At 67.7% G+C, this 25,825-nt stretch carries 21 protein-coding genes and 2 pseudogenes; 16 read left to right on the forward strand and 7 right to left on the reverse strand.

Annotated features, from left to right (window positions below; genetic code table 11):
* The 5 genes and pseudogenes from A5646_RS27345 to A5646_RS27365 all read left to right on the forward strand — a co-directional run.
* A pseudogene (locus A5646_RS27345) lies at nucleotides 1–557 on the forward strand (catalase); the annotation flags it as partial.
* Entirely contained in the window at nucleotides 554–1,144 is a 591-nt protein-coding gene (locus tag A5646_RS27350; RefSeq protein WP_066869900.1) for a cytochrome b, read from the forward strand. The pseudogene A5646_RS27345 and the gene A5646_RS27350, both read left to right, overlap by 4 nt.
* A gap of 119 nt (nucleotides 1,145–1,263) precedes the next feature.
* Complete coding sequence (locus A5646_RS27355) at nucleotides 1,264–2,157, forward strand: fructose bisphosphate aldolase (RefSeq protein WP_066869952.1); 894 nt, start codon at nucleotides 1,264–1,266, stop codon at nucleotides 2,155–2,157.
* Between the two features lie 74 nt (nucleotides 2,158–2,231).
* Nucleotides 2,232–3,053: a helix-turn-helix domain-containing protein gene (locus A5646_RS27360; RefSeq protein ID WP_066869903.1), complete on the forward strand. Its 822-nt coding sequence runs from the start codon at nucleotides 2,232–2,234 to the stop codon at nucleotides 3,051–3,053.
* A 181-nt stretch (nucleotides 3,054–3,234) separates the two neighbouring features.
* Nucleotides 3,235–4,854, forward strand: coding sequence for a GMC family oxidoreductase (locus A5646_RS27365; RefSeq protein ID WP_082984874.1), 1,620 nt, complete (start codon nucleotides 3,235–3,237; stop codon nucleotides 4,852–4,854).
* Here A5646_RS27365 and A5646_RS27370 read toward each other — a convergent pair.
* The 3 genes from A5646_RS27370 to A5646_RS27380 form a co-directional block, all read right to left on the reverse strand.
* The gene (locus A5646_RS27370; RefSeq protein ID WP_067025657.1) at nucleotides 4,851–5,924 is read right to left on the reverse strand and encodes a DUF190 domain-containing protein; all 1,074 of its coding nucleotides are present in this window, start codon (nucleotides 5,922–5,924) and stop codon (nucleotides 4,851–4,853) included. The two genes, A5646_RS27365 and A5646_RS27370, sit on opposite strands and share 4 nt — an antisense overlap.
* 78 nt (nucleotides 5,925–6,002) lie before the next feature.
* Entirely contained in the window at nucleotides 6,003–7,175 is a 1,173-nt protein-coding gene (locus A5646_RS27375) for a sulfotransferase (RefSeq protein WP_067025660.1), read from the reverse strand.
* A complete protein-coding gene (locus A5646_RS27380) occupies nucleotides 7,172–8,269 on the reverse strand; it encodes a DUF1214 domain-containing protein (protein WP_067025663.1) in 1,098 nt (365 codons plus the stop codon). The genes A5646_RS27375 and A5646_RS27380 overlap by 4 nt, the downstream gene beginning before the upstream one ends.
* Nucleotides 8,270–8,332: 63 nt before the next feature.
* Here A5646_RS27380 and A5646_RS27385 point away from each other — a divergent pair, with 63 nt between their 5' ends.
* Nucleotides 8,333–8,929 carry a TetR family transcriptional regulator gene (locus A5646_RS27385; protein WP_067025666.1) on the forward strand — a complete coding sequence of 199 codons (597 nt, stop codon included), beginning with the start codon at nucleotides 8,333–8,335 and terminating at the stop codon, nucleotides 8,927–8,929.
* Nucleotides 8,930–8,939: 10 nt separating this feature from the next.
* On the opposite strand, the gene A5646_RS27390 is transcribed toward A5646_RS27385, so the two are convergent.
* Nucleotides 8,940–9,536 (reverse strand): TetR/AcrR family transcriptional regulator, encoded by a 597-nt coding sequence (locus A5646_RS27390; RefSeq protein ID WP_066869919.1) that lies wholly within the window; start codon nucleotides 9,534–9,536, stop codon nucleotides 8,940–8,942.
* A 170-nt stretch (nucleotides 9,537–9,706) separates the two neighbouring features.
* On the opposite strand from A5646_RS27390, the gene A5646_RS27395 reads away from it, so the two are divergent.
* Genes A5646_RS27395 through A5646_RS27405 form a run of 3 tightly spaced genes read left to right on the forward strand, consistent with a single transcriptional unit; the run spans nucleotide 9,707 to nucleotide 13,561 of the window.
* Nucleotides 9,707–11,929: an acyl-CoA dehydrogenase gene (locus A5646_RS27395; protein WP_067025669.1), complete on the forward strand. Its 2,223-nt coding sequence runs from the start codon at nucleotides 9,707–9,709 to the stop codon at nucleotides 11,927–11,929.
* Between the two features lie 8 nt (nucleotides 11,930–11,937).
* Complete coding sequence (locus A5646_RS27400) at nucleotides 11,938–13,146, forward strand: thiolase family protein (protein ID WP_067025671.1); 1,209 nt, start codon at nucleotides 11,938–11,940, stop codon at nucleotides 13,144–13,146.
* Between the two features lie 4 nt (nucleotides 13,147–13,150).
* On the forward strand, nucleotides 13,151–13,561 hold the full coding sequence (locus A5646_RS27405) for a Zn-ribbon domain-containing OB-fold protein (RefSeq protein WP_067025674.1): 411 nt from the start codon (nucleotides 13,151–13,153) through the stop codon (nucleotides 13,559–13,561).
* A 1-nt stretch (nucleotide 13,562) separates the two neighbouring features.
* Here the strand turns inward: A5646_RS27405 and A5646_RS27410 are convergent, their stop codons facing one another.
* Nucleotides 13,563–14,540 carry a LacI family DNA-binding transcriptional regulator gene (locus A5646_RS27410; RefSeq protein WP_156749100.1) on the reverse strand — a complete coding sequence of 326 codons (978 nt, stop codon included), beginning with the start codon at nucleotides 14,538–14,540 and terminating at the stop codon, nucleotides 13,563–13,565.
* 297 nt (nucleotides 14,541–14,837) lie between these two features.
* On the opposite strand from A5646_RS27410, the gene A5646_RS27415 reads away from it, so the two are divergent.
* The 6 genes and pseudogenes from A5646_RS27415 to A5646_RS27440 all read left to right on the forward strand — a co-directional run bounded on the left by A5646_RS27415 (nucleotide 14,838) and on the right by A5646_RS27440 (nucleotide 21,095).
* Nucleotides 14,838–16,193: an amidohydrolase family protein gene (locus tag A5646_RS27415; RefSeq protein ID WP_067025677.1), complete on the forward strand. Its 1,356-nt coding sequence runs from the start codon at nucleotides 14,838–14,840 to the stop codon at nucleotides 16,191–16,193.
* A gap of 2 nt (nucleotides 16,194–16,195) precedes the next feature.
* Nucleotides 16,196–18,529 (forward strand): CoA transferase, encoded by a 2,334-nt coding sequence (locus A5646_RS27420; protein ID WP_067025680.1) that lies wholly within the window; start codon nucleotides 16,196–16,198, stop codon nucleotides 18,527–18,529.
* A 1-nt stretch (nucleotide 18,530) separates the two neighbouring features.
* Nucleotides 18,531–18,860 carry a hypothetical protein gene (locus A5646_RS27425; RefSeq protein ID WP_066869937.1) on the forward strand — a complete coding sequence of 110 codons (330 nt, stop codon included), beginning with the start codon at nucleotides 18,531–18,533 and terminating at the stop codon, nucleotides 18,858–18,860.
* Nucleotides 18,850–20,017, forward strand: a pseudogene (locus A5646_RS27430) (thiolase family protein). The gene A5646_RS27425 and the pseudogene A5646_RS27430 overlap by 11 nt, the downstream one beginning before the upstream one ends.
* A complete protein-coding gene (locus tag A5646_RS27435; protein ID WP_066869944.1) occupies nucleotides 20,014–20,448 on the forward strand; it encodes a Zn-ribbon domain-containing OB-fold protein in 435 nt (144 codons plus the stop codon). The pseudogene A5646_RS27430 and the gene A5646_RS27435 overlap by 4 nt, the downstream one beginning before the upstream one ends.
* Nucleotides 20,445–21,095 carry a PadR family transcriptional regulator gene (locus A5646_RS27440; protein ID WP_067025684.1) on the forward strand — a complete coding sequence of 217 codons (651 nt, stop codon included), beginning with the start codon at nucleotides 20,445–20,447 and terminating at the stop codon, nucleotides 21,093–21,095. Before A5646_RS27435 ends, A5646_RS27440 begins: the two co-directional genes overlap by 4 nt.
* Here the strand turns inward: A5646_RS27440 and fadD1 are convergent.
* Nucleotides 21,034–22,776, reverse strand: a complete 1,743-nt coding sequence (gene fadD1 / locus A5646_RS27445) for a fatty-acid--CoA ligase FadD1 (RefSeq protein ID WP_067025686.1) — start codon at nucleotides 22,774–22,776, stop codon at nucleotides 21,034–21,036. The two genes, A5646_RS27440 and fadD1, sit on opposite strands and share 62 nt — an antisense overlap.
* A gap of 362 nt (nucleotides 22,777–23,138) precedes the next feature.
* Nucleotides 23,139–23,900 carry an SDR family NAD(P)-dependent oxidoreductase gene (locus A5646_RS27450; protein WP_156765733.1) on the reverse strand — a complete coding sequence of 254 codons (762 nt, stop codon included), beginning with the start codon at nucleotides 23,898–23,900 and terminating at the stop codon, nucleotides 23,139–23,141.
* Between the two features lie 424 nt (nucleotides 23,901–24,324).
* Here A5646_RS27450 and A5646_RS27455 point away from each other — a divergent pair, with 424 nt between their 5' ends.
* A complete protein-coding gene (locus tag A5646_RS27455) occupies nucleotides 24,325–25,776 on the forward strand; it encodes an aldehyde dehydrogenase (RefSeq protein WP_067025707.1) in 1,452 nt (483 codons plus the stop codon).
* The last annotated feature ends 49 nt before the right edge of the window (nucleotides 25,777–25,825 follow it).

Genomic DNA, 25,825 nt, shown 5'->3' on the forward strand with positions numbered 1-25,825 from the left:
TCCTGCAACGCCATCCCGAGACCGCCGCGGCCATGCGGATCATCAAGCAGGCGCCGCCGAGCACGGGATTCGCCGACAGCGCCTTCCATGCGCTTAACGCCTTTCGGTTCACCAACGGCGCCGGCGCGACGGTGCCGGTGCGCTGGTCGGCGATTCCCCAGCAAGGCGCCGACGTGGCGGCCCTGCCCGCCGGCCCGCCGGCCAAGGACTACCTGTTCGACGCCCTCATCCGGACGCTGGCGCGCACCCCGCTGACCTGGCGGCTGATGCTCACCGTCGGCGAGCCGGGGGACCCGACCAACGACGCCACCAAACCGTGGCCGCTGGGACGGCGCACCATCGACGCCGGCACCATCACCATCTCCGCGGTCCAGACGGAGGACGCCGGCAACGCGCGCGATATCAACTTCGACCCGCTGGTGCTGCCGGACGGCATCACCGCCTCCGACGACCCGCTGCTCGCGGCGCGCTCGGCGGTGTACGCCCGTTCATTCGGTCGCCGCGCCGGTGAGCCCAAAACGCCCAGCGCAGTCGGCGTCGAAGCGGTCCTGCAATGACTGAGGCGACCGTCGCGCCGCGGTTCACCCTGCTTTCGCGCGTCCTGCACTGGCTGATGGCCCCGATGGTGATCGCGCAGTTGCTCATCGGCGTGACCATGGTCGCCGCCCTGGGCCTGTACCCACGACTACTGGCAATCCACCGGCCGCTGGGCCTGCTGATCCTGGCCTTCGCCCTGGTCCGGCTGGTGAACCGGCTCAGGCACCGGCCACCGCCGTTTTTGGCCACCATGAGCAAGACCGAACGCCGCGTCGCGACGGGATCGGAGTACCTGCTCTACGCCCTGCTGCTCGTGCAGCCCCTGACCGGGTGGGCCATGCTGTCGTCGGCGCGCTTCCCGATCACCCTGCTCGGGCCCGTCGCGCTGCCCGGCATCGCACCGCACAACGTCGACGTCTTCGCGGTCCTGCGCGAGTGCCACGGCGCCTTCGCGCTCCTGCTTTTCCTCGCGTTTACCGCCCACATGACGGCGGTACTCTTCCACACGCTCGTCTTGCGCGACCGGCTCCTCGACCGCATGGCGGTGTGGCGCAGCAAGCCGCCACCCCGCAGCCAGACCGAGGCGCAGACCGACGTCGCAGTCTGACGACCTGCCTGCTCGGGCCCAAAGTGGCCGAATATGATCGGCACGATTCGGACTTGAGCGCGCGGTCACCGGCCGTGGGCGCCGTGCCCGTGAGGGCCATGAGGAACTGGGAGAGTTCAATGTCGAACCAGCAGCAAGCGGAGCGGATGACGGCGGGCAAAGGATTCATCGCGGCGCTCGATCAGAGCGGCGGTTCGACGCCCAAGGCGCTGCGCCTCTACGGCATCCAGGACGACGCCTACTCCTCCGAGAAGGAGATGTTCGACCTCATTCACCAGATGCGCTCGCGGATCATCACGTCCCCGGCGTTCACCGGTGACCGGGTGCTGGCCGCGATCCTGTTCGAGCAGACCATGGACCGCGAGATCGCGGGCAAGCCGTCGACCACCTACCTGTGGGAGACCAAGGGCGTGGTGCCGATCCTCAAGATCGACAAAGGCCTGGCCGACGCGTCCGACGACGTCCAGCTGATGAAGCCGATCCCGGGCCTCGACGAACTGCTGGACCGGGCCGCCGGCCTGGGCGTCTTCGGGACCAAAGAGCGGTCGGTGATCGGCGGTGCCAACCCCAAGGGCATCGCGGCGGTGATCGCCCAGCAGTTCGAGCTGGGCCATCAGGTGCTCTCGCACGGTCTGGTGCCCATCATCGAGCCCGAGGTCACCATCTCGATTTCGGACAAGGCCGAGGCCGAGGGCATCCTGCGCGACGAGATCACCAAGCAGCTCGACTCCGTGCCGGACGGTCAGCGCGTGATGCTCAAGCTGAGCCTGCCCACCGAGGTCAACTTCTACCGTCCTCTGATCGAGCACCCGAAGGTGATGCGGGTGGTCGCCCTGTCCGGCGGTTACTCCCGCGAGGAAGCCAACGACCTGCTGGCCAAGAACACCGGGCTGATCGCCAGCTTCAGCCGCGCGCTGACCGAGGGCCTGACCGTCGACCAGTCCGACGAGCAGTTCAACGCCACCCTGGACAAGGCGATCCAGTCCATCTACGACGCTTCGGTGGCCGGCTGAACCTTCCTGCGGGCCCTCGGTCCTGGTAGTAGCGGGACCACCCGAACGGCGCCCATCGGCGCTAGGGTCACTTCATGCGCGATCAGCAAGCGCTGGCGACGTTCCTGCGGGCACGGCGCGGCTTGTTGAAGCCCGCCGATGTCGGCCTTGTCGGGGGTGAACGCCGGCGGGTGGCTGGCTTGCGCCGCGAGGAAGTCGCGATGCTGGCCGGCATCAGCGCCGAGTACTACCTGCGGCTGGAGCAGGGGCGCGAGCGGCAGCCTTCAGACCAGGTCCTCGAGGGGCTCGCCAGCGCGCTGCAACTCAACGACGATGCCGCCGAATACATGCGGACCCTCACCCATCCCGCCCCCCGCCGACGGCGTCCGGCGGCAGCGAAGGTGGACCCCAGCCTGCAGGGGCTGCTCGACACCTGGCATCTGACTCCCGCTTATGTGCAGGACCGTCATATGAACATCCTGCTGGGCAACTCGATGGCGCGGGCGCTCATTCCGTACTTCGCGCCGGGCTCCAATCATCTGCGGTTCATCTTCTTGGACCCCGAGTTGCGCAAGTGGCTTCGTAACTGGGACGAGGTCGCCGGCATTCTGGTGTCCTGGTTGCGCTTCAACATCGCCGAGGAGAGTCCCGGCGATCCGGAACTGCAAAAGCTGATCGGCGAGTTGAGCATCGCCAGTCACGACTTCCGCACGCTGTGGGCCCGCCAGGACGTCAAACAGAAGACCAGTGGCATGGGGCTGATAAATCACCCGCAGGTGGGCCCGCTCGACCTGCACTACCGCGCCTTCGTTCTTCCCGAAACACGGCAGGCGCTGGTCACCTACTACGCGGAAGCCGGTTCACCGTCGGAAGAGCGGCTGCGTCTGCTCTCCAGCCTCGCGCAGCCCACGACGTAAGCCCTGGGCGCCATGCGCTCCTAGCGCGCGCCAATTGAACTGCAGCGCGGACTATCTCGCTTCACGTCGCCGCGCTGCCTAGCCGCCGCGCTACCAGGAACGACGGGGCCTGGATGCGCCCTGGAGCACCCGACATGCTGATTGCAACAAACCGACGGCCAAGGAGCAATCGACGGTGGGCATGGCATCTGCACAAACCAATTCGGCGGCGGCGCAGGACTTTCAGGCGCGGGTGCGGGCAAATCAGCAGCGCCTCACGGGCGAGCTGAAACCGTGTTACGACTTCATCGTGTGCGGAGCCGGGTCGTCGGGTTCGGTCGTCGCGGGGCGCCTGGCCGAGAATCCGGAGGTCAGTGTGCTTTTGGTGGAGGCGGGCGGCGATGACGACGTACCGGCCGTCACCCAGGCCAACCAGTGGCCCTACAACCTCGGCAGTGAACGCGATTGGGGCTTTCGTGCCGTACCGAACCCGCACATCAACGGGCGGTCCATTCCGATGTCGATGGGCAAGGTGCTGGGTGGGGGATCCAGCATCAACGTCATGTGCTGGGCGCGCGGCCACAAGAACGACTGGGACTTCTTCGCCGACCAAGCCGGGGATCCGGGCTGGGGCTACGACGCAGTTCTCGACATCTATCGCCGCATCGAAGACTGGCATGGCCCCGCCGATCCCGCCTACCGGGGCACCGGTGGACCGGTGTTCGTGCAGCCCGCTCCCGAACCGAGCCCGCTGGCACCGGCCACGCTATTGGCCGCGCGTTCGATCGGGATTCCCACTTTCGAAAATCCCAACGGGCGCATGATGGAAGGGCCCGGCGGGGCGGCCATTGAAGATATCCGCGCGCGCAACGGCAAGCGGGAGTCGATATTTCGTTCCTACACGTATCCGCTCATGGATCGGCCCAACCTGACGGTGCTCACCGAGGCCCTCGTGACCCGGGTGGTCTTCGATGCGAACCGCGCTACCGGGGTTCAGATCCGGTATCGCGGGTCGACGCTCGTCGTCGGCGCCGAGTGCGAGGTGGTGCTGTCCCTGGGGGCCATCCATACCCCGAAGGTGTTGATGCAATCGGGGATCGGCGACGAGGGACAGCTGCACGCCTTCGGAATCCCTGTGCGCCAGCATCTTCCGGGTGTGGGCCGCAACTTCCAGGACCATGTGGCTATCCACTGCGTGTGGCAGGACCGGGTGCCGCTGCCGCCGCGCAACACCATGTCGGAGGCGACGGTGTATTGGACCATGTCGGATGCCGAGACGCCGGACGTGTTCATCTGCCAGGCCGAGGTGCCGATCGGCACCGACGAGACGATTGCCAGATTCGGCCTCCCACAGTCCGGTTGGACGCTGTTCGCCGGTGTGGCACACCCGAGGAGTCGTGGACACCTCCGGCTGACCGGACCACACCCGGATGATCCGATCCGCATCCACGCCAATACTTTTGGTGATCCCGACGACCTCAAGGCGGCGTTAGCCGCGGTGGAGTTGTGCCGCGAACTCGGGAACTCGCAGGCCCTGTGCCCGTTCGTCAGCCGGGAGGTGACACCCGGCAACCTGAAGGGCCGTGACCTCGAGGGCTTCGTCCGCGACGCCGCGACCAGTTACTGGCATCAGAACGGTACGGCCAAGATGGGCCGCGATTCGGATGCCGTCGTCGACGCATCACTGCGCGTCTACGGGATCGAGAAGCTGCGCGTCGCCGACGCGTCGGTGATGCCGGGAATCACCACCGGCAACACCATGGCGCCCAGCGTGATCATCGGCGAGCGCGCCGCCGCGATGCTCGTCGCGGACCACTCCTAGTAGCGGTGCCGGGCCATGCGCGGGGGCCCGGAGTCACCGTCGTCGGAGACCAGTGCGGGCACCATCTCGCTGGTCACTAGGCCCTCGTGTCGGGTCGCTTCGTCGATGACGGCGAAGGATTCGGCGATGTTGGCCGGCGTATCGATCACCACGGTGACGACGGGAACCCGGCGGGTCAACGAGAGCAATCCGTCGCCGTGGGGCGGGTGGTCGCCGTGGAACCCCCAGACGCCGCGCAGCACGGTCGCGCCGTCGACGGTCTTGGCTTGGCGCAGCCGCTGGACGATCGCGCGGTGTATCGGCACACCCGCATGGTGCGCCGATTCCGAGGTGTAGATCGTCAGCTGCTGGAACAGCGGCAGGCCGCGCTCGTCGACGCCGGGCAGGGCGTGCGGCCGCTCCAGAAACCGGCCGTCGCGCTTGCACACCCGGACCCGTTCGACGGTGAACAGCGGCCTGCGCAGCAGTTGGCCGAGCTCCGGTAGCACCCGACCGATGCGCTCGCCGGAGCCGACGACCACGATCACCATCGGCACATCGGCGTTGCGGCCAAAGAAGTTCGCGCGCTGGCGTTCTCCGTGTGCGACGCCGTCCACCCCGAGCAACACCGTGGCGCCGGCCAGGCCGCGCCGGTGCATCAAGTCGCACAGCGCGATGTAGGCGGGCGAGCCGTCGACGCGCTGCTTGCGCCCGACGTAGATCGTCAACTTGACGGCGTCGTGCAGATCCTCGGGTAGCCGCGGTGACCCGATGTCGTCGTGCAGCAGCCGAGCACGTTCCAGGGTCACCAGGCCTCGCTGCTTGACGCTCAGCACCGGGTCGAGCAGCGCCTCGATCTTCGCTCGCGTGTCGACCGCGATGATCGCCACGGGCGGGTCCTCGGACAACGTCAGCGACTCGTCGGTGCGCAGATAGTGACCGGTGCCGAACCCGCCGATGCCGCGCAGCAGGACGCCGCAGGCGATTCGGTGCCGCGCGTACAGGCCGAGCAGCACATCGGAGACGAAACTGTCCCCGGTCCGCCTGCGCTCGGCCAGATAGGTGGTGAGCTTCAGGCAATCGTCGTCCATCGCCGCTCCCGTCGCCCTTGCGCCGAGCCTACCGTTCGCAGACGTCAAGCGTCGCAGCGGTGTTCGGTGTGACCTACCTCAGCGCAGCTGCTCGGTGGGCACGCCGTAGCGGTCCTGGTAGGCGCTCACTCGCTCACGCACTTCGACCGCGTCCAGCCCGGTGTCCGCCCAGGTGTATCGGCTGCGCCCGCCGTCCGAGGGGTGGGAGGCGAGGAAGTCGCGCATCTTCTGCTCGGCATCGGGGCGCAGCTCGCGGTCCATCCGCTGGTAGATGTCCTTGATCGTGGTCCAGGGGTCGTTCATGAAGTCGGCGAACTGCACGTCGATCACCCGGTCCGCGGGCACGGCGCCGCTGTCCCGCAAGGCCATCTCGCGCTCCAGGCCGACGATGATCTCCTCGTAGGACTGGGCCGCGCACTCGGTGATGCTGGATTCGTCGCTGCACATCCGGCGCAGGTGATGGGTGAGCGCGGCGATCGACGATATGACGTTGAGTGGGTCGCGGTGGGTCTGCACGATCAACGCGTCCGGGTATTCGGCCAGCAAGACGTCCAGCTGCCACAGGTGGGCGGGCGACTTCAACAGCCACTGACCGGACACACCGGATTGCAAGTGCTGCAGGAAGATTCGGTGGAAGCGATAGGCGCCGGCATGGTCGGCTTCGTACATCAGCCAACGGTAGTAGCTCGGCAGCCGATACTGCACCGAGAAGATCATGCTGACGAACTCGGCCGCGGTGATGCGCACACACTCCTGGCCGACCAGCGCTCCCATCGGGTGAAAGGCCAAGAACCCCGGCATGATCTGTTCGGAAAGGTCGATGCCGGCCTGGGTCTGGGCAATGCGGGGATCGCTGTGATAGGTCTCGGGCTGCGGCACCGGACAGGGCTCGTCGACCTCCCACGTCAGCGGCGCGCGCAGCTCGGGATCCTGGGCGAGCAGGTCGTAGAGAATCGTGGTGCCGGTGCGCGGCTGGCCGACGATGAAGATCGGCGCCTTGACCTCCTCGCGGGAGGCCTCGGGATGTTCTTTGCGCCAAGCGATTACGCCGAGCCGGTTCTTCAGCGCCCGCATCAGGTCAAGGTGGGCGATCTCGACACCGATGTCGGATAGCCGGGCGTCGTTGATCAGCCCGTCGGTCACCCGGTGCAATCCGGGCCGCCAACCCTCGTCGCCGAAGTCGTCGCTGCCGACTTCGTCGCAGGCGGCGGCGATCAATCGTTCCGGAGCGAAGCGGTCCTGCAATGTCATTTCCGCTCCTCGGCCTCGCGCACGGACACGGTGACGTCGGGCGGGCTCGGATTGTCCAGCCAGCGCACGACGATGAAGCCGCGATGCCGGCCACCGGTGTCGAGCCAGTGGCCAAACCCGAAGTCTTCGGCCGCGATTGCGATCCGCACCCGCCCGTCGGCGTTGGGCTGGACGCCGCGGTTGGTCACCGAGCTGTGCCGGCGATGCGGCTCCAGGCATTCGTGCCAAATGCTTTCCAGCGTGACGTTCCAGTACCGGGTGTCGGGCGGGACGATGTCCAGGACGAGGGCCTGACCGGGTTCGAGCCGAAAGGTGCCCATCATGTACAGGTTGTCCGGCGTGGTGTCGGCCGCACCCAGGTCGGCGGCTTGGGCGGTCAGCAACGTATTTGGCGTGTGCAGGAGTTCCGGCTTGATGGTGCGGTGCAGGGTCGCGAGTTTCATCAGCGACCATGCCATCGCGGTGAATTGGTCGGCGAGCCCGTCGTCGGTCAGCGTCGGCACGGGCCCGGGGTCCAGCGCCTCGATCCGCAGCGTCGCCAATTCCTCGTTCGACCGGTCACCGATGTATTCCCGGACGACCACCGACGAGGCGTCGTCGGGGATCTTCAACCACTGAGCGCCGGCCAGATCGGCGGGTTCGTCGGCCGCGAGCACGAGCGTGAACTCACCGGAGTCGAGCGCCAGGTCGACGTCGCTCAGGTAGGCCGCCATCCGCCGCGGGGTAAGTCCGGTCCCGGCCAGGATCTGGAATCCCAGGTAAGCGCTGGAGCCGCGGGTGCCGGTGATGCGGTAGCGGCGGTCGCCGCGAATCATCGCCAGGTAATACTTGCCGTCCGGGTTGGGGCCCCCGACCATCCGGTTCTCCGAGCACATATCGAAGAACGACGGCCGCTCGGGGTCGGATTCGACCGTCATCTGCGCGCACAGCGCTGACACCCGGGCGACCACGCGCAGACCCTCGGCCAGTTCCCGCGCCGACTCGGCATCCTCGGTCACGATCTTGGTGACGTCGGCCAGCATCTGCTGGAAGAACTCCCACGCGGCGCGCGCCTTAGGGGCCGGCTGATCGGACGAAGCGGTGATCTGAGACATCGTCTCATGCTAAGACTATGTCTTACGATTGTGGGGACGATTCGCAGGAAACAGGGTGGGGACATGTCAAGTGCAGCGTCCGCTACGCCGTCGCTGGCCCAGCGCAAGCGTGCGGCGATGCGCCAGCGCATCGCCACGGCGGCCGCCCAGCTGGTCGCCAGCCGGGGTCTGGCGGGGGCCACGGTGGACCGCATCGCCGACACCGCTGACATTGGCCGGGCAACGTTCTTCCGCTACTTCAAATCCAAGGAAGACGCCGTCGCCGAGGGCATGAACGCCCACTGGCTGGACCGGATCACCGCCGCGCTGGCCGCCCAACCACCGCAGCTGACCGCCATCGAAGCGGTAGCCGGCGCCTTCGGTGAGCTCGCCCGTGGCTTCGCCGAGATCGAAACGCAGATCCGCGAATTGGCCACGCTGACAAGGTCATCCGACACGCTGGACGCGTGGACGCTGCATATCTATGTGCGCTATGAGCTGGCGATCGCCGAGCTCATCGCGCCCCGCATGCCCAACCTGACCCCGCAGGACCCGCGGCCACGCCTGATCGGGGCGCTGGCGATGGCGGCGGTGCGCGTCGCGCTGGACGACTGGCTGAGCCACGGGGGTTCGTTGCCCGACCGGGTGCGCCGGGGCCTGGCCGCGGTGTCGGTCGACTGACGCGCGACGGTCAGGCGACGGTGAGCGCCTCCACGATGAGCCGGGTGGTCCGTTCGGCGCGGCGGCGCGAGTAGGGCTGCGCGCCGGAAAGGATCGGGTACACCACCCCACCGACGATGGCATCCGCAGCCGATTCCGCGGTGGCCTCGTCGATGCCGTCGGCCCGGAGCCGGGCCCGCACGCTGTCGTGTAGCGGCGCACTGAATCCGGCGCGCAGCTTGACGGCGGTGTCCTCGTGTTCCATGCAGGCCACCGTCAGCGTGCGCAGCATGGCCGAACCGCGCGGCGTCGTCAGGCTGGCGAACAACTTGCCCACCCAGCCCACCAGGTCGGCGGCCAGGTTGCCACTGTGGTTGACCGACGCGAGCAATTTGTCGGCATCTTCGAGCATCACGTCGGCGACCAGCGCGGGGCGAGTGGGCCACCATCGATAGATGGTCTGCTTGCCCACGCCGGCGCGCGCGGCGACCGCCTCGATGGTCAGCCCGTCGAAGCCGCGCTCGAGTAGCAGTTCTCGCGTGGCGGTGACGATCGCCGTGCGCGACTTCTCGCTGCGTCTGCGAGGCGAGCCCGCCGCCGTGTTCACCGCGTCGAGATCGGTTGGCATCTGGTGGTCCTCGCTTCTGCGAACTCAGATCGAACGCCCCTCGCGGGGATCGGGTGCGCTTTACATATCCCGATTCGCCCCGGTAGTCTGCCACAAGACGAGACGGTCCGTCTTGTAACGAAAGGATAGCAGTCGGTGCGGCCAACGCCAGTTATCTCTCGGCCGTCCTCGTGAGTCTGGGACTGAGTCCGGAGCAGCAGGAGCTCAGCGATGCCGTCGGACAATTCGCCGCCCGCCATGCCCCCATCGCCACCACGCGCGACAGCTTCGGCGACCTCGCGGCCGGACGCGTCCCCGAATGGTGGGATGCTCTGGTTGCCAACGGGTTCCACGCCGTGCATCTGCCCGAAGACCTCGGCGGCCAAGGCGGGGAACTGATCGACGCCGCATGCGTTCTGGAATCGGCGGGCATTTCGCTGCTCCCCGGCCCGCTGCTGCCGACGGTCAGCGCCGGAGCCGCCGCACTGCTCGCCGATCCGACGCCGAGCGCCCAGTCATTCCTTCGGGACCTGGCAGCCGGCGCCACCGCGGCGATCGTGCTACCCGGGGACGGCTTCTCGGCGCGCCTCGACGGCGGCAACTGGCGGATCAGCGGAGCTTCACCCGTCACCCTCGGGGTGTGCGCGGGGCGAACGATCCTGCTCGGGGCCCATACCGATGACGGCGACGTAGTCTGGGCGCTGGTGGACACCGAAACCCCCACGGCCACAGTCGAACCCGTGACCGGCACCGACCTCGTCGCCGACGCCGGCATCCTGCGGCTCGACGACCACAGCGTCACCGACACCGAGGTGCTTACCGGCCTCGATAGCGAGCGTGCCCGCTGTGTGGTCGTGGGGCTCGTCGCCAGCACGACCGCCGGCATCGTTGCGTGGTGCCTGCGGACCGTCACCGCGCACCTGCGCATCCGCGAGCAGTTCGGCAAGGTGATCGGCACGTTTCAGGCCTTGCAACACAACGCGGCGATGCTGTTGGTGAGCAGCGAGTTGGCCACCGCGGCGGCCTGGGACGCGGTCCGCGCCGTCGGCGAATCACTCGACCAGCATCGGATCGCCGCGGCCGGCGCGGCCGTGATCGCGATCTCGCCCGCGCCGGACCTGGTGCTCGACGCGTTGACGATGCTCGGCGCCATCGGTTTCACCTGGGAACACGACGTGCACCTGTACTGGCGGCGAGCCATCAGCCTGGCGGGATCGATCGGCCCGGCGAATCGCTGGGCGCGACGGCTGGGGGAGCTGACATGCACCCAGACGCGCGACATGTCGGTCAATCTCGGCGATGCGGAGGCCGAATTCCGTTCCTGGGTGGCCGAAACGCTGGATGCGGCCCTGCAGTTGAGCAACGACAAACCAGCACCGCACGGTGACTACGCCGACCAGGCGTCGGGGCCACAGCGCACGTTGCTCGCCGACGCCGGTCTGATTGTGCCGCACTGGCCGGCGCCGTGGGGCGTGGATGCGGGCCCGTTGAAGCAGCTCATCATCGACGAGGAGTTCGCCAAGCGGCCCGGGCTGGTTCGGCCGTCGCTGAACATCGCCGAGTGGATCCTGCCCTCGGTGCTGGCCGCCGCGCCAAAAGAGTTGCAGGAGAGGTTGATTCCGCCGACCCAGCGCGGTCACATTCATTGGTGCCAACTGTTCAGCGAGCCAGGGGCCGGTTCGGACCTCGCGTCGCTGGCCACCCGGGCCACCAAGGTCGACGGCGGCTGGCGGATCAACGGCCACAAGATCTGGACGTCGCTGGCCCAATACGCCGACCTGGGTGCACTGCTCGCCCGCACCGACCCCGAAGCCAGCAAGCACCGCGGCATCGGCTATTTCATCCTCGATATGCGTTCCCCCGGGGTCGAGATCCAGCCGATCAAGACGGCGACCGGGCAGGCGCACTTCAACGAGGTGTTCCTCAACGACGTCTTCGTCCCCGACGAGATGCTGCTGGGCGGACCCACCGACGGCTGGAGCCTCGCGATCGCCACGATGGCCGAAGAGCGCACGGCCATCAGCGGATACGTCAAGTTCGACCGGGCCGTCGCCCTGCGCCGGCTGGCCGCGCAACCCGGACCCGATCGGGACGACGCGTTGCGCGAGCTCGGCGAACTCGACGCCTACACCAATGCGATCAGGGCGCTCGGGGTGCGGGAAACAATTCGGCTGCTCGACGGCCAGGCGTCCGGCCCGGCGTCCAGCATCGCCAAGGTCGCGATGAATGTGCTGCTGCGCCGCACCTTCCAGGCCACGCTGCAGCTGACCGGGCAGGTCGCGATGGTCGACGACCCCGACGCCGCGGTCGTGGAACCCTACCTGCACCTGCCGGCCGAGCTGATCGGAGGCGGGACGAGGGAGATCCAGCTGAACATCATCGCGCAGATGATCCTCGGACTACCCCGAAAGTAAGGCACAGCATGGGATTACGCGGAGAAGCCGCGATCGTCGGATACGTCGAGCTGCCGCCCGAGCGGCTCAACAAGGCCTCGCCCGCGCCGTTCGTCCTCGAGCAGTGGGCGGAGCTGGGCGCCGCCGCGCTCGAGGATGCCGGCCTGCCGGGAGATGTCGTCAACGGCATCGTGGCGTCGCACCTGGCCGAGTCGGAGATCTTCGTCCCCTCCACGATCGCCGAATACCTCGGTGTGGGAGCGAGATTCGCCGAGCACGTCGATCTGGGCGGGGCCAGCGCCGCGGCCATGGTGTGGCGCGCGGCCGCGGCCGTCGAGCTGGGGATCTGCGACGCGGTGCTGTGCGCGCTGCCCGCCCGCTACATCACGCCGTCGTCCAAGAAGAAGCCCCGGCCCATGGTCGACGCCATGTTCTTCGGCTCGTCGAGCAACCAATACGGCTCGCCGCAAGCCGAATTCGAGATCCCCTACGGCAACCTCGGCCAGAACGGACCATACGGCCAGGTGGCGCAGCGCTACGCCGCGGTCTACGGCTACGACGAGCGTGCGATGGCCAAGATCGTCGTCGATCAGCGCGTCAACGCCAATCACACCGACGGCGCGATCTGGAAGGACAAGCCGCTGACCGTCGACGACGTGCTCGCCAGCCCGGTCATCGCCGACCCGCTGCACATGCTCGAGATCGTCATGCCCTGCGTCGGGGGCGCCGCGGTCGTCGTCGCCAGCGCCGACGTCGCCAGGCGGTCGCGCAATCGCCCGGTGTGGATCAAGGGATTCGGCGAACACGTGCCGTTCAAGACCCCGACGTACGCCGAGGATCTGCTGCACACTCCGATCGCCGCCGCGGCGGACACCGCGTTCGCCATGACCGAGCTGAGCCGCGAACAGATGGACATGGTGTCGATCTATGACTGTTACACCATCACCGTGCTGCTCTCCCTGGAAGATGCCGGCTTCTGCGAAAAGGGCAAGGGCATGGAATTCGTCGCCAACCACGACCTGACCTTCCGCGGCGATTTCCCACTCAACACCGCGGGCGGGCAATTGGGCTTCGGCCAAGCGGGATTGGCCGGCGGAATGCACCACGTCTGCGACGCCACCCGCCAGATCATGGGCCGCGCGGGCGCCGCGCAGATCGCCGACTGCAACCGGGCGTTCGTGTCCGGCAACGGGGGCATCCTGTCCGAGCAGACGACGCTGATCCTGCAAGGGGACTGAGGAGATGAATTTCGAACGGCCCATGCCCGTCAAAACGCCCACCAGCGCGCCGTTTTGGGATGCGCTCGGCGAGCATCGCATCGTCATTCAGTATTCGCCGTCGCTACAGGCCTATGTGTTCTACCCGCGAGTGCGCGCGCCGCGCACCCTGGCCGACGACCTGGAATGGCGCGAGATTTCCGGGATGGGGACGCTGTACTCCTACACCGTCGCGCACCGGCCGGTCAGCCCGCATTTCGCCGATGCCGTGCCCCAGTTGCTCGCCATCGTCGAATGGGACGAGGGCCCAAGGTTTTCCACCGAGCTGGTCAACGTCGACCCGGTTCGCCTCAGGGTCGGAATGCGGGTGCAGCCGGTGTTCTGCGACTACCCGGAGCACGACGTGACGCTGCTGCGTTACGAGCCCGCCGACTGAGTCAGGTCGACGACCGCACCACGAGGTGGGCGATGTCGGTCAGCTCCGGAGACGGTGGGGCGGGATGGCCCAGCCGCTCGAATACGGCGGCAAGGGCGGCGTCGGCGACCGCGCAGGGATCGAATTGCACAGTGGTCAGCGGCGGAGTGCTCACCATGCCCATCGGGCTGGCGTCGACGCCCATCACGGCGAGGTCCCCGGGACAGCGCAGCCGTGCTTGGTGGATACCGTAGAGGACCAGGCAGGCGATCTCGTCGCTCTGGGCGCATACCGCGGTCACCCCCTCGCCCACCCAGGCGCTGACCACGTCGGCGGCGTTGTCCAGGGTGACCTCGTCGACGCGCACCGGCGGCAGGTCGCGCGACTGCGCCGCGCGTGACACACCCTCGAACCAGTAGTCACCCAGCGGGCGCCACCGGGCAATCCCGGTGTAGGCGAACGCGATTCGGCGATGACCACGCTCGACCAGGTGCTCGACGCGCATCTCGCCCACCGACAGGTGCGGGTTCTTGAGCGCGGGCAATGTCCCGATCTCGATATGGGGGATACCCGCCTTCGTCACCGCTTGACGGGCGGCCGCACTCAACGGGAACAGGCTGGTGATCGCGACCGGGTCGAGATTTTCGATCGCGTCGACCAGATGCTGGTCGTCGTCGGTCTCGAAGATCTGCACCTGAAGAAAACCCTCGCGGGCCAGTGCGGTGGTCATGTGACTGCCGGCCTGCATCGGCATCTCGCCCACGGCCACGTGCGGGACCACGTAGAGCACCACACCGCTTTTGCCGCGCGCCAGGTTGCGGGCGGCGAGATTGGGCCGGTATCCCAGCAGTTTGGCCGCACGGTACACCGCATCGCGGGTTTCGGGGGAGATGCGCCGGCCCTGCGCGTTGTTCAGCACATAACTGACCGTGGCGGTCGACACGCTGGCCAACCGGGCCACGTCGGCGGTGGTCGGACGCGCAGCCTTGTTGTTGCTCAACTTCCGTCACCTTCCCGGCCGGTCATGCCCCATCGTGGCACGCGGCGGCAAAGCGCATCGCGCGATGCCGCGTGGGGAGTTCGCACGCAGCGCCACCGCTTGGACTAATAGTCTTTATGCGAAGACCGAACGGCAATGATCTGTCAGCGATGAACCGGTACCGCCGCATGCCGACCTGGAGTTGGGACAGCCGCGATTCGGGTGGAAACCGCGGCGACCCGCACCTGACGCCGCGGTTGACACTGTGACTCACACCATTGTCTACTAGTCGCTGATGATCCGACCGAGGAGCGCGGCATGAATAAGGACGATCTGATCCTGATCAGCGTGGACGACCACATCGCCGAGCCCGCCGACATGTTCGACGCCCACGTTCCCGCCGCCTACAAGGATCGAGCCCCGCGGGTGGTTCTCGAGCCCGACGGCATCCAGCAGTGGTACTACGGCGAGATCCGCGGACGCAACATGGGGCTGAACGCCGTCGCGGGAAAACCGCGCGAGATGTACAACATCGACGCCTCACGCTACGACGAGATGCGGCCGGGCTGCTTCAACGTCGACGAGCGGGTGCGGGACATGAATGCCGGCGGCCAGCTGGCGGGGCTGAACTTCCCGAACTTCACCGGCTTTTCCGGCCAGGTCCTCAACCAGGGCCCCGACCGCGACACGAACCTGGTGATGATCAAGGCCTACAACGACTGGCACGTCGACGAATGGTGCGGGGCCTACCCGGGCCGGTTCATCCCGTGCGGCATCCTGCCGTTGTTCGACGTGATCGAGGCCGCCAAGGAAGTCAAGCGCCTCGCCGGCAAGGGCTGCCACGCGGTCAGCTTCTCGGAGAACCCAGAAGCCTTGCAAATGCCCAGCATTCACACCAAATACTGGTACCCGTTGTTCGAGGCCGTTTGCGAACACAACACGGTGCTGTGCACCCATGTAGGGTCCGCGTCGCGCTCTCCCCAGGTGTCGACGGACGCCCCGCCCAGCGTGCAGATGACGGCCTCGTCGATGATGAGCATGTTCACCTTCACCGAGCTCATCTGGGCGCAGTTCTGGGCCGACTTCCCGCAACTGAAGTTCTCGCTGACCGAGGGCGACGTCGGCTGGATACCGTACTTCCTCTGGCGGGCCGAACACGTCTACAACCGTCACTCGGGGTGGACGCTCGCGACCTTCCCACCCGGATACGACGGACCCACCGATGTGTTCAAGCGGCACTTCTACACCTGCTTCATCAGCGACAAGGTGGGCGTGCAGAACATGAACTGGTTCAACGAGGACATGCTGTGCTGGGAGTCCGACTTCCCGCATTCGGACAGCAATTGGCCCTTCGCCCCGGAGGACGTCATCGCCACCATGGGCCACCTCGACGACACGGTCATCAACAAGATCACCCACCAAAACGCCATGGCCGCATACTCATTCGATCCGTTCCGGTACATCCCGAAAGACCACGCCCGGGCCGGCTACCTACGCGCGCAGGCCACCGACGTCGATGTGGTCACCCACGTCGGCCGCCAAGCCAGCCAGCGCGACCGTGACGCGTGGACGCGGATGACCCAGTTTGCGCTGCAGGCGCAGGCCTCCGCGCAGGCGCCGGTCACGGTCGAGGCGTCCGGAATCGCTGGACGCGCGACCACCCTGGGCAACTGAGCGTGGGGGCCGAGGCGCCGTTTGCGGGCTGGCGCGTGCTGGAGTTGTGCAACGGCCTGCCGGCGTCATACTGCGGCAAGATGTTCGCCGATGCCGGCGCCGAGGTGGTGAAAGTCGAGTCACCGCAGGGAGATGCGCTGCGCCAGTGGTCGGCCGGCGGACCGCCCGGCGCGTTGTTCGACTATCTGGCCGCGGGCAAGAAGTCGGTGGTCGATCACGGCCAGCCCGAGATCACCTCGCTGCTGGCCGGCGCCGACCTGGTGATCACCGACCTCACCGGCGGGCGGACGCTCGACGACATCACCGCCCACACCGCCGCGGCGGCCGTGGTCGTGGCGGTGACGCCGTTCGGCACCACCGGCCCCTACGTCGAAAACCAGCTGGCCGCCAACGAATTCATCCTGCAAGCGCTGTGCGGATCGATCGCCGGTCGCGGCTGGCCTGACGACGAGCCGGTGCAGGCGGGCGGCCGGCTCGGCGAGTGGCTGGCGGGCACGTTCGCCGCGGCCGCGGCGGCGGCAACGACCCGGCATGCGGCCCGAAGCGGACGCGGACACATCATCGATGTCTCGACGTACGAGGCCATGGCGATCGCCATGGGGGGTTTGTCCGCGATGTCGGCCAGCGTGCTGGGCGCCGATTCGCTGCTGCACGAACGAAGTATGGAGCTGCCGTCGATCGTCCCGACGGCCGACGGCATGGTCGGTTTCTGCACCATCACCGCACAGCAGTTCCAGGACTTCCTGGTGATGATCGAGCGCGCCGATCTGGTCGGCGACGCCGAACTGGCCTCGTTCGCCGGCCGGGTCGAGCGCCGCGACGAGTTCCTGGGCATGGTCACCGAATGGACCGCGCGCCGAACCACCCAGGAGATCATCGATCTGGCGGTGGCGTTCCGGATTCCAGTCGCCCCCATCGCGACGCCGGAGACGCTCCCCGAGATCGACCACTTCCGCGAACGCGGCGTGTTCGTCGAGTCGCCGACCGGGGCGCTGGCGCCCCGCGTGCCGTACCGCAGCGACGCGATGGGGACCCGTGGGCCCGCGGAACCGCCGCGACTCGGCGCCGATAACGGGCGGGTCCAGTGGCCGGCGCGGCCCCAACCGCCCCGCAGCGCCGATCCGGGCGCGCTGCCGCTGTCCGACATCCGGGTCACCGACTTCACCGCGTTCTGGGCGGGCCCGGTCGCCACCCAGCTGCTCGGCGCCCTGGGAGCGGACGTGATCAAGGTCGAGGGCGTGCGCCGGCCCGACGGCATGAGGTTCTCGGCCGGGCGCCCACCGGACTGGGACCACTGGTGGGAGTGGGGCCCGGTCTTCTTGTGCAGCAACAACAACAAGCGGGGCATCAGTATCGAACTCGGCACCGACACCGGGCGCGAGCTGGCGCTCGGGCTCATCGCCGCGAGCGATCTGGTCGTCGAGAACTTCTCACCCCGGGTGATGGCGAACTTCGGCCTGGAATGGGATGCGGTGCATGCCGCGAATCCGCGGGCGATCCTGGTCCGCATGCCCGCGTTCGGCCTCGACGGTCCGTGGCGCGATCGCGTCGGCTTCGCCCAGACGATGGAGCAGGCCACCGGCATGGCATGGGTGACCGGGCACGCCGACGGCCCGCCGGTGATCCCACGGGGCGTGTGCGATCCGATCGCCGGGTTGCACGCCGCCTTCGCCGCCGTCGCGGGGCTGGTGATCCGTGACCGGCGGGGCGCCGGAATGCAGGTGGAAGCCACCATGGTCGAGGCCGCGCTCAACGTGGCGGCCGAAATGCTGGTCGAATACTCCCGAAATGGAATCGCACTGTGCCGCAACGGTAACCGAGGCCCGGGCGCCACCCCCCAGGGAGTCTACCGGTGTCGTGGTGACGACGACTGGGTCGCGCTGGCCGCACTCGACGGTGCCGCGCAAGCGTCGTTGGCCGGCCTCCTCGGCCAGCCAGGGCTTCAGGATGCCGACTGGGCCGAGCGTGTCGACGACATCGACAAGCTGATCTCCGCCTGGGCCGCGGGGCATTCCGTCACCGAGGCGGCCGCCGCGCTGCGGGCCGCCGGCGTAGCCGCCGCGCCCGTCACACCCGCCGCGGCGCTGCTGACCGATCCGCAGTTGCAGGCCCGGGGCTTCTGGGAGACGGTCGACCATCCCGTCGCCGGCTCCTTCCTTTGCACCGGAATGCCTTTCGCGTTCCTCGGCATGCCGCGGCGCTGGATCCGGCGGGTACCGCCGCTCTACGGCCAGCACACCGGCGAGGTGCTGACCGGCCTGTTGGGGTTAAGTGAGCACGACCTGGACGCATTGCGCCGGTCGGGAACCATCAGCGCCCGGCCGGCGGGTCTGTGACATGGCGATCAGCCTGTGCGTGCCGCCCCGCGCCGGAGAGCTGTGTGCACCGGTGCGCTTCCTGGTCCGCCAGGATTCCGTGGTGATGGAACTGACCGCGCGCCACCGCATCACCAGCGTCGAATGGGACGACGGCGAGCGCGCGGTCGCGATGGTCGTCGAAATCACCGATCCGCAGACGGCGCGGCCGGTGGACGTGCGAATCGATGTCGTGGAGCAGGGCGCAGTGCCCGTCAACTCACGGGCCACGACGATCGGCACCATCACGCGCGGCGGGCGTGAATACGACGTCATGGGAACGTATTTGGGAGTTGTCGCGGATGAGAACTAGCCTGACCACGCGCACTGCGGCGATCGTCGGAGTGCACAACACCCGGCAGGGGAGACGGCTGGACGGCGAAACCTCACGCGGACTGGCGATCAAGGCGATCCTCGGCGCGCTCGACGATGCCGGCCTGACCCTCGACGACGTCGACGGCATCAGCGCCGGCCCGGACTCGACCTCGTTGATCTACGACCTGCGCATCGGCCCGGCCTGGCAGGGCCTGGCCTTTGGGGTCGGCATGATCACCGAGGCGGTCACCGCAATCGAGCACGGCATGGCCGAGGTGGTGGTGTTGGTCGCCGCCCAGGCCGGCGAATACCGGGACCACGAAGCCACGGCGCCCTGGACCCGGCCGGAGAACGAATTCGTCGCCCCCTGGGGCATGTTCACCACCGCCGAATTCGCGCTCATCGCGCGGCGCCACATGCATGCGTATGGCACCACGCGCGAACAACTTTCGTTGGTTGCGGCGACCATCCGCAACAACGGCTCACGCAATCCCGAAGCCGTGTACTACGACCGCGGGCCGTTCAGCCCGGAGGACATCACCGCCTCGCGGCCCATCGCCGACCCGTTCCACCTCCTGGATTGCGCCACCACCTCCGAAGGAGGGTGTGCGCTCGTCGTGGCCAACATCGACGCCGTCGACGTTGCGGGCCGGCCCATCTACGTGTTGGGCAGCGGGCGCGGACTTTCACGGCCCGTCGTATCAGCACCCGCCCGCGTACGACCTGGCCGGCCGGCGCGGCGACCATGTCAACGGCGTGGTGGGCCGGCGCGCCGCCGAGTGCGCATTCACACACGCCGGCTTGCGTCGCGACGACGTCGACGTGCTGGAACTCTACGACCCGTTCTCCTTCGAAATCATCCGTCAACTCGAGGCTTTCGGCTTCTGCGACGACGGCGAGGGCGGTCCGTTCGTGGCCGACGGCCACATCGCCATCGGCGGCAGCCACCCGATCACCACCGACGGCGGCACCATGTCGTTCAGCCATGCCGGCGCCAATCCGCAGATGATGCAGCGGGCGATCCGCGCGGTACAGCAGCTGCGCGGACAGGCCGGCGCCCTTCAGGTCCCCGATGCGCACATCGCGCTGTGCAGCAACGGGGGAGCGGGGGCCCTGTTCACCACCGTGCTGATTCTGGGAGACCAACCACGATGACTTCGGATCACTTGCGGCCCCAAGTCGGGCCCGTCCCGCACGCGAGCAGCCACGTCAGCCGCCCGTTCTGGGAGGGATGCCGCTCCCACGAGTTGCGCTACCAGCGTTGCGCGGCGTGCGGATTGGCGAACTTCCCGCCGACCGAGCAGTGCCGCCAATGCCTCTCGCAGGACGTCGCCTGGCAGCGGGGCAGCGGCCGCGGCGAGATCTACAGCTGGACGGTCGTATACCGGCCCGTGACACCGGAATTCGAACCGCCCTACGCTCCGGCGATCATCACCCTGGACGAGGGCTACCAGATGCTGACCAACGTCGTCGGCGTGCCACCGGAGGACCTGGCCGTCGGCCTGCCGGTGCGCGTGCAGTTCCACCCCACCGGGCCCGACGTGACGCTGCCGTACTTCGCCGCCGCGGAAACCGGCAGTTCGTGAGCCCGAGAACCAGCAACGGCCTGCCGATCACCGCCTACCTGGTGTTGGGGGTGCTGGCCGCCAACGACGAGCAACTCACCGCCGGCGAGATCAAGATGCGCGCCGAATTATCGGTCGGGCACTTCTATTGGTCACCGTCGGTCAGTCACGTGCGGCGCGAACTGACCCGCCTGCTGCAGCGGGGCATGGTCAGCGAGATCGGCGCGCAATCCGGCAAGCGCGCCATCACCCTGTACGAGACCACCGACGCCGGCCGCGAAGCGCTGCGCCGCTGGGTGCAGCACTTCCCGGGCCCCGACCGCGTGGTCATCAAGCACCCCGTCATCCTCAAAACGTGGCTGGCGCGCGGCCAGGATCCCGAACACATCGTCGACACCTTGGACCGGCACCTGGACGCGACCCGCGTCCGGTTGGACGAGGCACTGTGGTCGCGGCAGCGGTCGGCCGAACTCGGCATCACCGAGGACCCCGAGCAGCGGTACTCCTTCGCGGTTTTGGATTACGCCATCCGCGGGCTGTACGCCGAAATCTCCAACATCACCCAGCTGCGCGACGAGATCGCCGCCGGCACAACCCGGGACCCGGTCAAACGGGTGCGACGGTCGAAGGGTCAGATCCGGCGCCGGGTACCGAGGAGCCCGGGTTAGTCGATGGTGGCGACCCGCCGCGCCCGGCTCCGCCGCCCTTGCGATCGCCACTAGTCGATGGTGGCGACCCGCCGCGCCCGGCTCCGCCGCCCTTGCGATCGCCACTGACGGTGTAGGCCGTGCCCCTGGGTTCGCGCTCCCACCGCACTTCGCCGGCGCCGACGGTCGTTCCCGCAGCGATCAACTGGCGCTTGAGCACCTTGTGCGTGGCGGTGCTGGGCAGGTCGGCCGCGATCCGGACGTAGCGCGGGCGGGCCTTGGGGGACAGGTCGGGCTGGGCGTCCAGGAATTCTTCGAACTCCGCGGCGGTCAGGCCGTGACCGTCGTTGAGGACGATCGCGGCCATCACCTGATCGCCGACGTGGCCGTCGGCCACGGCGTAGACAGCGACCCGGCTGATCGCGCTGTGGCGCAACAGGATCCGTTCGATCGGCGCCGCCGCCAGATTCTCGCCGTCCACGCGCATCCAGTCGGCGGTGCGCCCGGCCAGGTAAATCCAGCCGTCGGCGTCCCGGTAGGCCAGGTCGCCGGACCAGTACATGCCGTGGCGCATGCGTTCGGCGTTGGCGTCCGGGTCGTTGTAGTAGCCGGTGAAGAAACCCGAACCCGCCGTGTTGACCAACTCGCCCACCGCTTCGTCGGCGTTGACCAGCGCCCCGGTGGCGTCGAACCGGGCGACCGCACATTCGGTGACGGTGTCGCTGTTGTAGACCGCGACCCCGTCGGCGCCGCGGCCGATCGAGCCCTTCGGGGTGCCGGGTTCGCGGATGATGATGACGGCGTTCTCGGTGGACCCGAAGCCGTCCTCGACCTGCACACCGAACCGGCGACCGAACTCCTCGATGTCCTTGTCGTTGGCCTCGTTGCCGAACGCCACCCGCAGCGGATTGTCGGCGTCGTCCTCGCGTTCGGCGGTGGCCAGGATGTAGGCCAGCGGCTTCCCCACGTAGTTCATATAGGTGGCGCCGTAGCGGCGGACGTCCTCGAGAAAACTGCTCGCCGAGAATTTCGCGGGCACGATCGCCGCACCCGAGCACACCGCCGGCGCCCAGCCCGCGACGACCGCGTTGGAGTGAAACAGTGGCATCGACACGTAACAGGTGTCCCGGTCGGTGAGGGCGAAGCGGTCGGCCAGGCTGAGACCGGCGACGGTGGCCATGAAGTGGGATACCTGGACGGCCTTGGGATTCCCGCTCGTGCCCGAGGTGAAGATCATCATGAAGGCGTCCATCGCGGTGACCTGCCGATGCGGTGTCAGTTCGCCTGCGGTGCCGACGAATTCGGCCCATTGCGGTGTCGAGGTGTCGAGGATCTGCGTGCCGGCGAGGTCCAGGCCGTCGAGCAGCGGCCGATGTTCGGCATCGGTCACCACGAACTGACAGTCCGAACGACGGACATCGGCGGCCAGCGCCTCACCGCGGCGCGTGTCGTTCAGGCCGCACAGCACGTAGCCACCCAGCCCGGCCGCCGCCATCTGGCTCAGCATCTCGGGCGTGTTCCCCAGCAGGGCGCCGACGTGCACGGGCCGTTGCGGATCGGCCGCGGCCAGCAGGGCGGCGGCCCGCGCCGCGGCGCCCTCCAGATACTGACGCCAAGTCCATTGCAGGTCACGATATTTCACCGCGATGGACGGATCGGACCGGCGCTTGTTCAGCAGCGCTTGAATCGTGTCGTCAGCCATCGGCCCGATCCACCTTCACTTAACCCATCCTGCGAGACGAGACGGTCCGTCTTATACTAGCTGTCGGCTCGGCCCGGAGGTAAGTGGCCTGCCGCCTTGCGCCACGCATGGGTGAAGTTTTCACACTTATTTCGCTCACGATTCCGCTTCGGGGCCCGCGTGTATAGCGGATCCGTTCGTCTCGGACGGTCATCATTGGCCCCATGCTGTTTGAGCTGCACCGGTCGCTGTTGCTGTTACGGAATCGAGCGCGTGAACTTCGCCGCGAAATCTCACAGTCGCGATCGTCGCACCTGTCCGGCCGGCGGCACGGCCGCAGGGGACCATCGACGGGCGACGGCCAAAGTTAATGCGCGGCGGCGCTATCCGCCCACCATCATCAGCCCGCCGTCCACGGCCAGCAGCTGGCCGGTGATGAAACCCGCGCCCGGGCCGGCCAGGAAAACCAACATCGGACCGACGTCGCGAGCGGGCTCGCCCAGCGTGCCCCCGAGCGGGATCATCATCTTCATCTGCTGGTCGATCAGGGCCGCGGCGTCCGGACCGAGGAAGTCACGGAGCCGGTCGGCGCCGGGTGTCTGGACCGCGGGGGCAAGCGCGTTGACGGTGATGTTGTCGGCGGCCCAGGCTCTGGCGGCCGACCGCGTCCATGCCTGCACCGCGCCCTTGGTCGCGGCGTAGACGGCCGAGATCGGGCTGCCCATCACGGCTTCCGACGATCCGAAATTGATGATCCGGCCGCCCTTGGGGTCCTGGTCCTTCATGACCGCGTAGGCGGCCTGGTTGGTGAGGATGGTCGCCTTGATGTTGGTGTCCAACAGAAACGAGATGTCGTCGGCGCCGATGTAGCCGGGGATGCCCGCCTGCCACAGGCCGGCGGCGTTCACCAGGACCTCGAGCCCGCCGAGGCGTTGTGTCGCCTCGCAGACCATCGCCGATACGGCCTCGGCCTCGCGGACGTCGCACTGTAGCCACTCGGCCGCCAGGCCGTCCGGCGGCGGCGTCTGGTGATAGGTCGCTGCCACCTTCGCTCCCGCCGCGGTGAGCACCTCTACGGCCGCCGCGCCGATACCGGTGGCGCCACCGGTGACCAGGATCCGCCGTCCTTGCAGTGGTGCTGTCACATCCGGCATGGCGGCAACCTTATCGGGCCTAAGCCGGCGCCACTTCAGTTCCCGCAGAACCGCGACATCGGGTCCCCCGGGCGGCCCGAGGCCCGCGCAAACACGGTGACTCTCATGCAAACCGTAGCTGCGGTAAGCAGCACCTATGTGCTTGTCGCATAGCACCATTCCCCAATGACAGTTCCGACCGTGCCGCCCACTGAATGGGCGCGACGTACGGCCAGATCTCGCGCCGAAGCTAATGTCGCCGCCATGAGCCGCAACGAATTCCATGTGCGAAGGGGCTCCTCGGCAGTGGAAGCCACATCCGATTATTTGACGGCATAAACACCGCCTCGAGTTCACCGTCACGCGTTTGTCCGTGATGACAACAACGACGTCCAAGTCAATTCGATCACGGCAAAAGGAGGATCCGGTGGGGAGGATTCGGGTGAGCGAGGACGCGGCGGAGCTGTTCATCGATGGGGAGTTCCGCCCTGCCAGCGCCACTTCGCCTGTCTTCGAGGCCGCGACCGAAAGGCTGCTTGCCCAGGGGCCCAGCGCTCGCGAGGCCGATATCGACGACGCGGTGGCCGCGTCCGGGGAGGCGTTGCACGACTGGAGGAGCACCCCGGCGACCGAACGAGCCAGGCTCCTGGAACGAATGGCCGACGCCCTGGAGGCGCGCGCCGAACACACCAGCGAACTGTGTACCCGCGAGACGGGCGCGCCGATCGCTTTTTCCCGGAACGGTAACGGGCTGCTGCCTGCGGCGGTACTGCGCTACTACGCGACGCTGATTCAGAAGCTCGATGTCGAAGAGGTCAGGCCTAGCGCAAACGGGCATACCATCGTGCGCCGCGAGCCGGTCGGCGTGGCCGGCGCCATCGTGCCCTGGAACGTCCCGCAGGTGCTGGCGGCGGTCAAGTTGGCCCCCGCGTTGGCGGCCGGCTGCACCGTAGTCCTGAAGCCCGCACCGGAAACAGCCTTGGACGCAAGGGTATTCGGCGAAGCCGCCGCGGAAGCTGAACTGCCGCCGGGCGTGCTCAACGTCGTTGCCGGCGGTGACGACGCGGGCGCCTACCTTGTCAGCCGCCCCGGTGTTGACAAGGTGGCGTTCACCGGCTCGACGGAAGCGGGTCGTCTGATCGCGGAAACCTGCGGGCGGCTCATGCGACCGGTGACCTTGGAACTCGGCGGCAAGTCCGCCGCGATCATCCTCGATGACGCCGATCTGGATGCGACATTGGATGGGCTGCGCAGCTGGTCGTTCGGCAATAACGGACAGCTGTGCGTCGCGAATTCGCGGGTACTCGCCCCCGTTAACCGCTACGGCGAAGTCGTCGACGCGTTAGGAGAAATGGCGAACTCGCTCGTCGTTGGGGATCCGCTCGACCCAGGCGTCGATATCGGCCCCCTGGTGAGCGCCCGACAGCGCGACCGGGTGCTGGATTACATCGAGACGGGAAAAGCCGAAGGCGCAACGCTGGTAACAGGCGGCGGGGTTCCCGCGGGGCGGTCCACTGGTTGGTATGTGGCGCCGACAGTGTTCGCCGATGTGCACAACTCGGCTCGCATCGCCCGTGAGGAAATCTTCGGACCCGTGGTCACGGTAATTCCGTACCGCAGCGACGCTGAAGCCGTCGAAATCGCCAACGACTCCGACTTCGGTCTGGCCGGCACCGTCTGGTCGCGCGACGAAGCGCGGGCAACCGAGATCGCCCGCGCCGTGCGCACAGGAACCATTGGCATCAACCATTACGCTCTCGATCTCGATGCTCCCTTCGGCGGAGTCAAAGCAAGCGGTATCGGGCGGGAGTTCGGGCCGGAAGGCCTAGCCACTTATCAGACCGTCAAGTCGATGGCTCGCATCGGTGCCCCGATTACCGAGACGTAGTCGGTCCGCAGCAGACATCCAGGCGCGGGTCCTCAAAATGAAGGGTTGA

Origin of the sequence: Mycobacterium sp. 1245499.0, assembly GCF_001673615.1 — a bacterium.
In the GTDB taxonomy this organism is placed as follows: domain Bacteria; phylum Actinomycetota; class Actinomycetes; order Mycobacteriales; family Mycobacteriaceae; genus Mycobacterium; species Mycobacterium europaeum_A.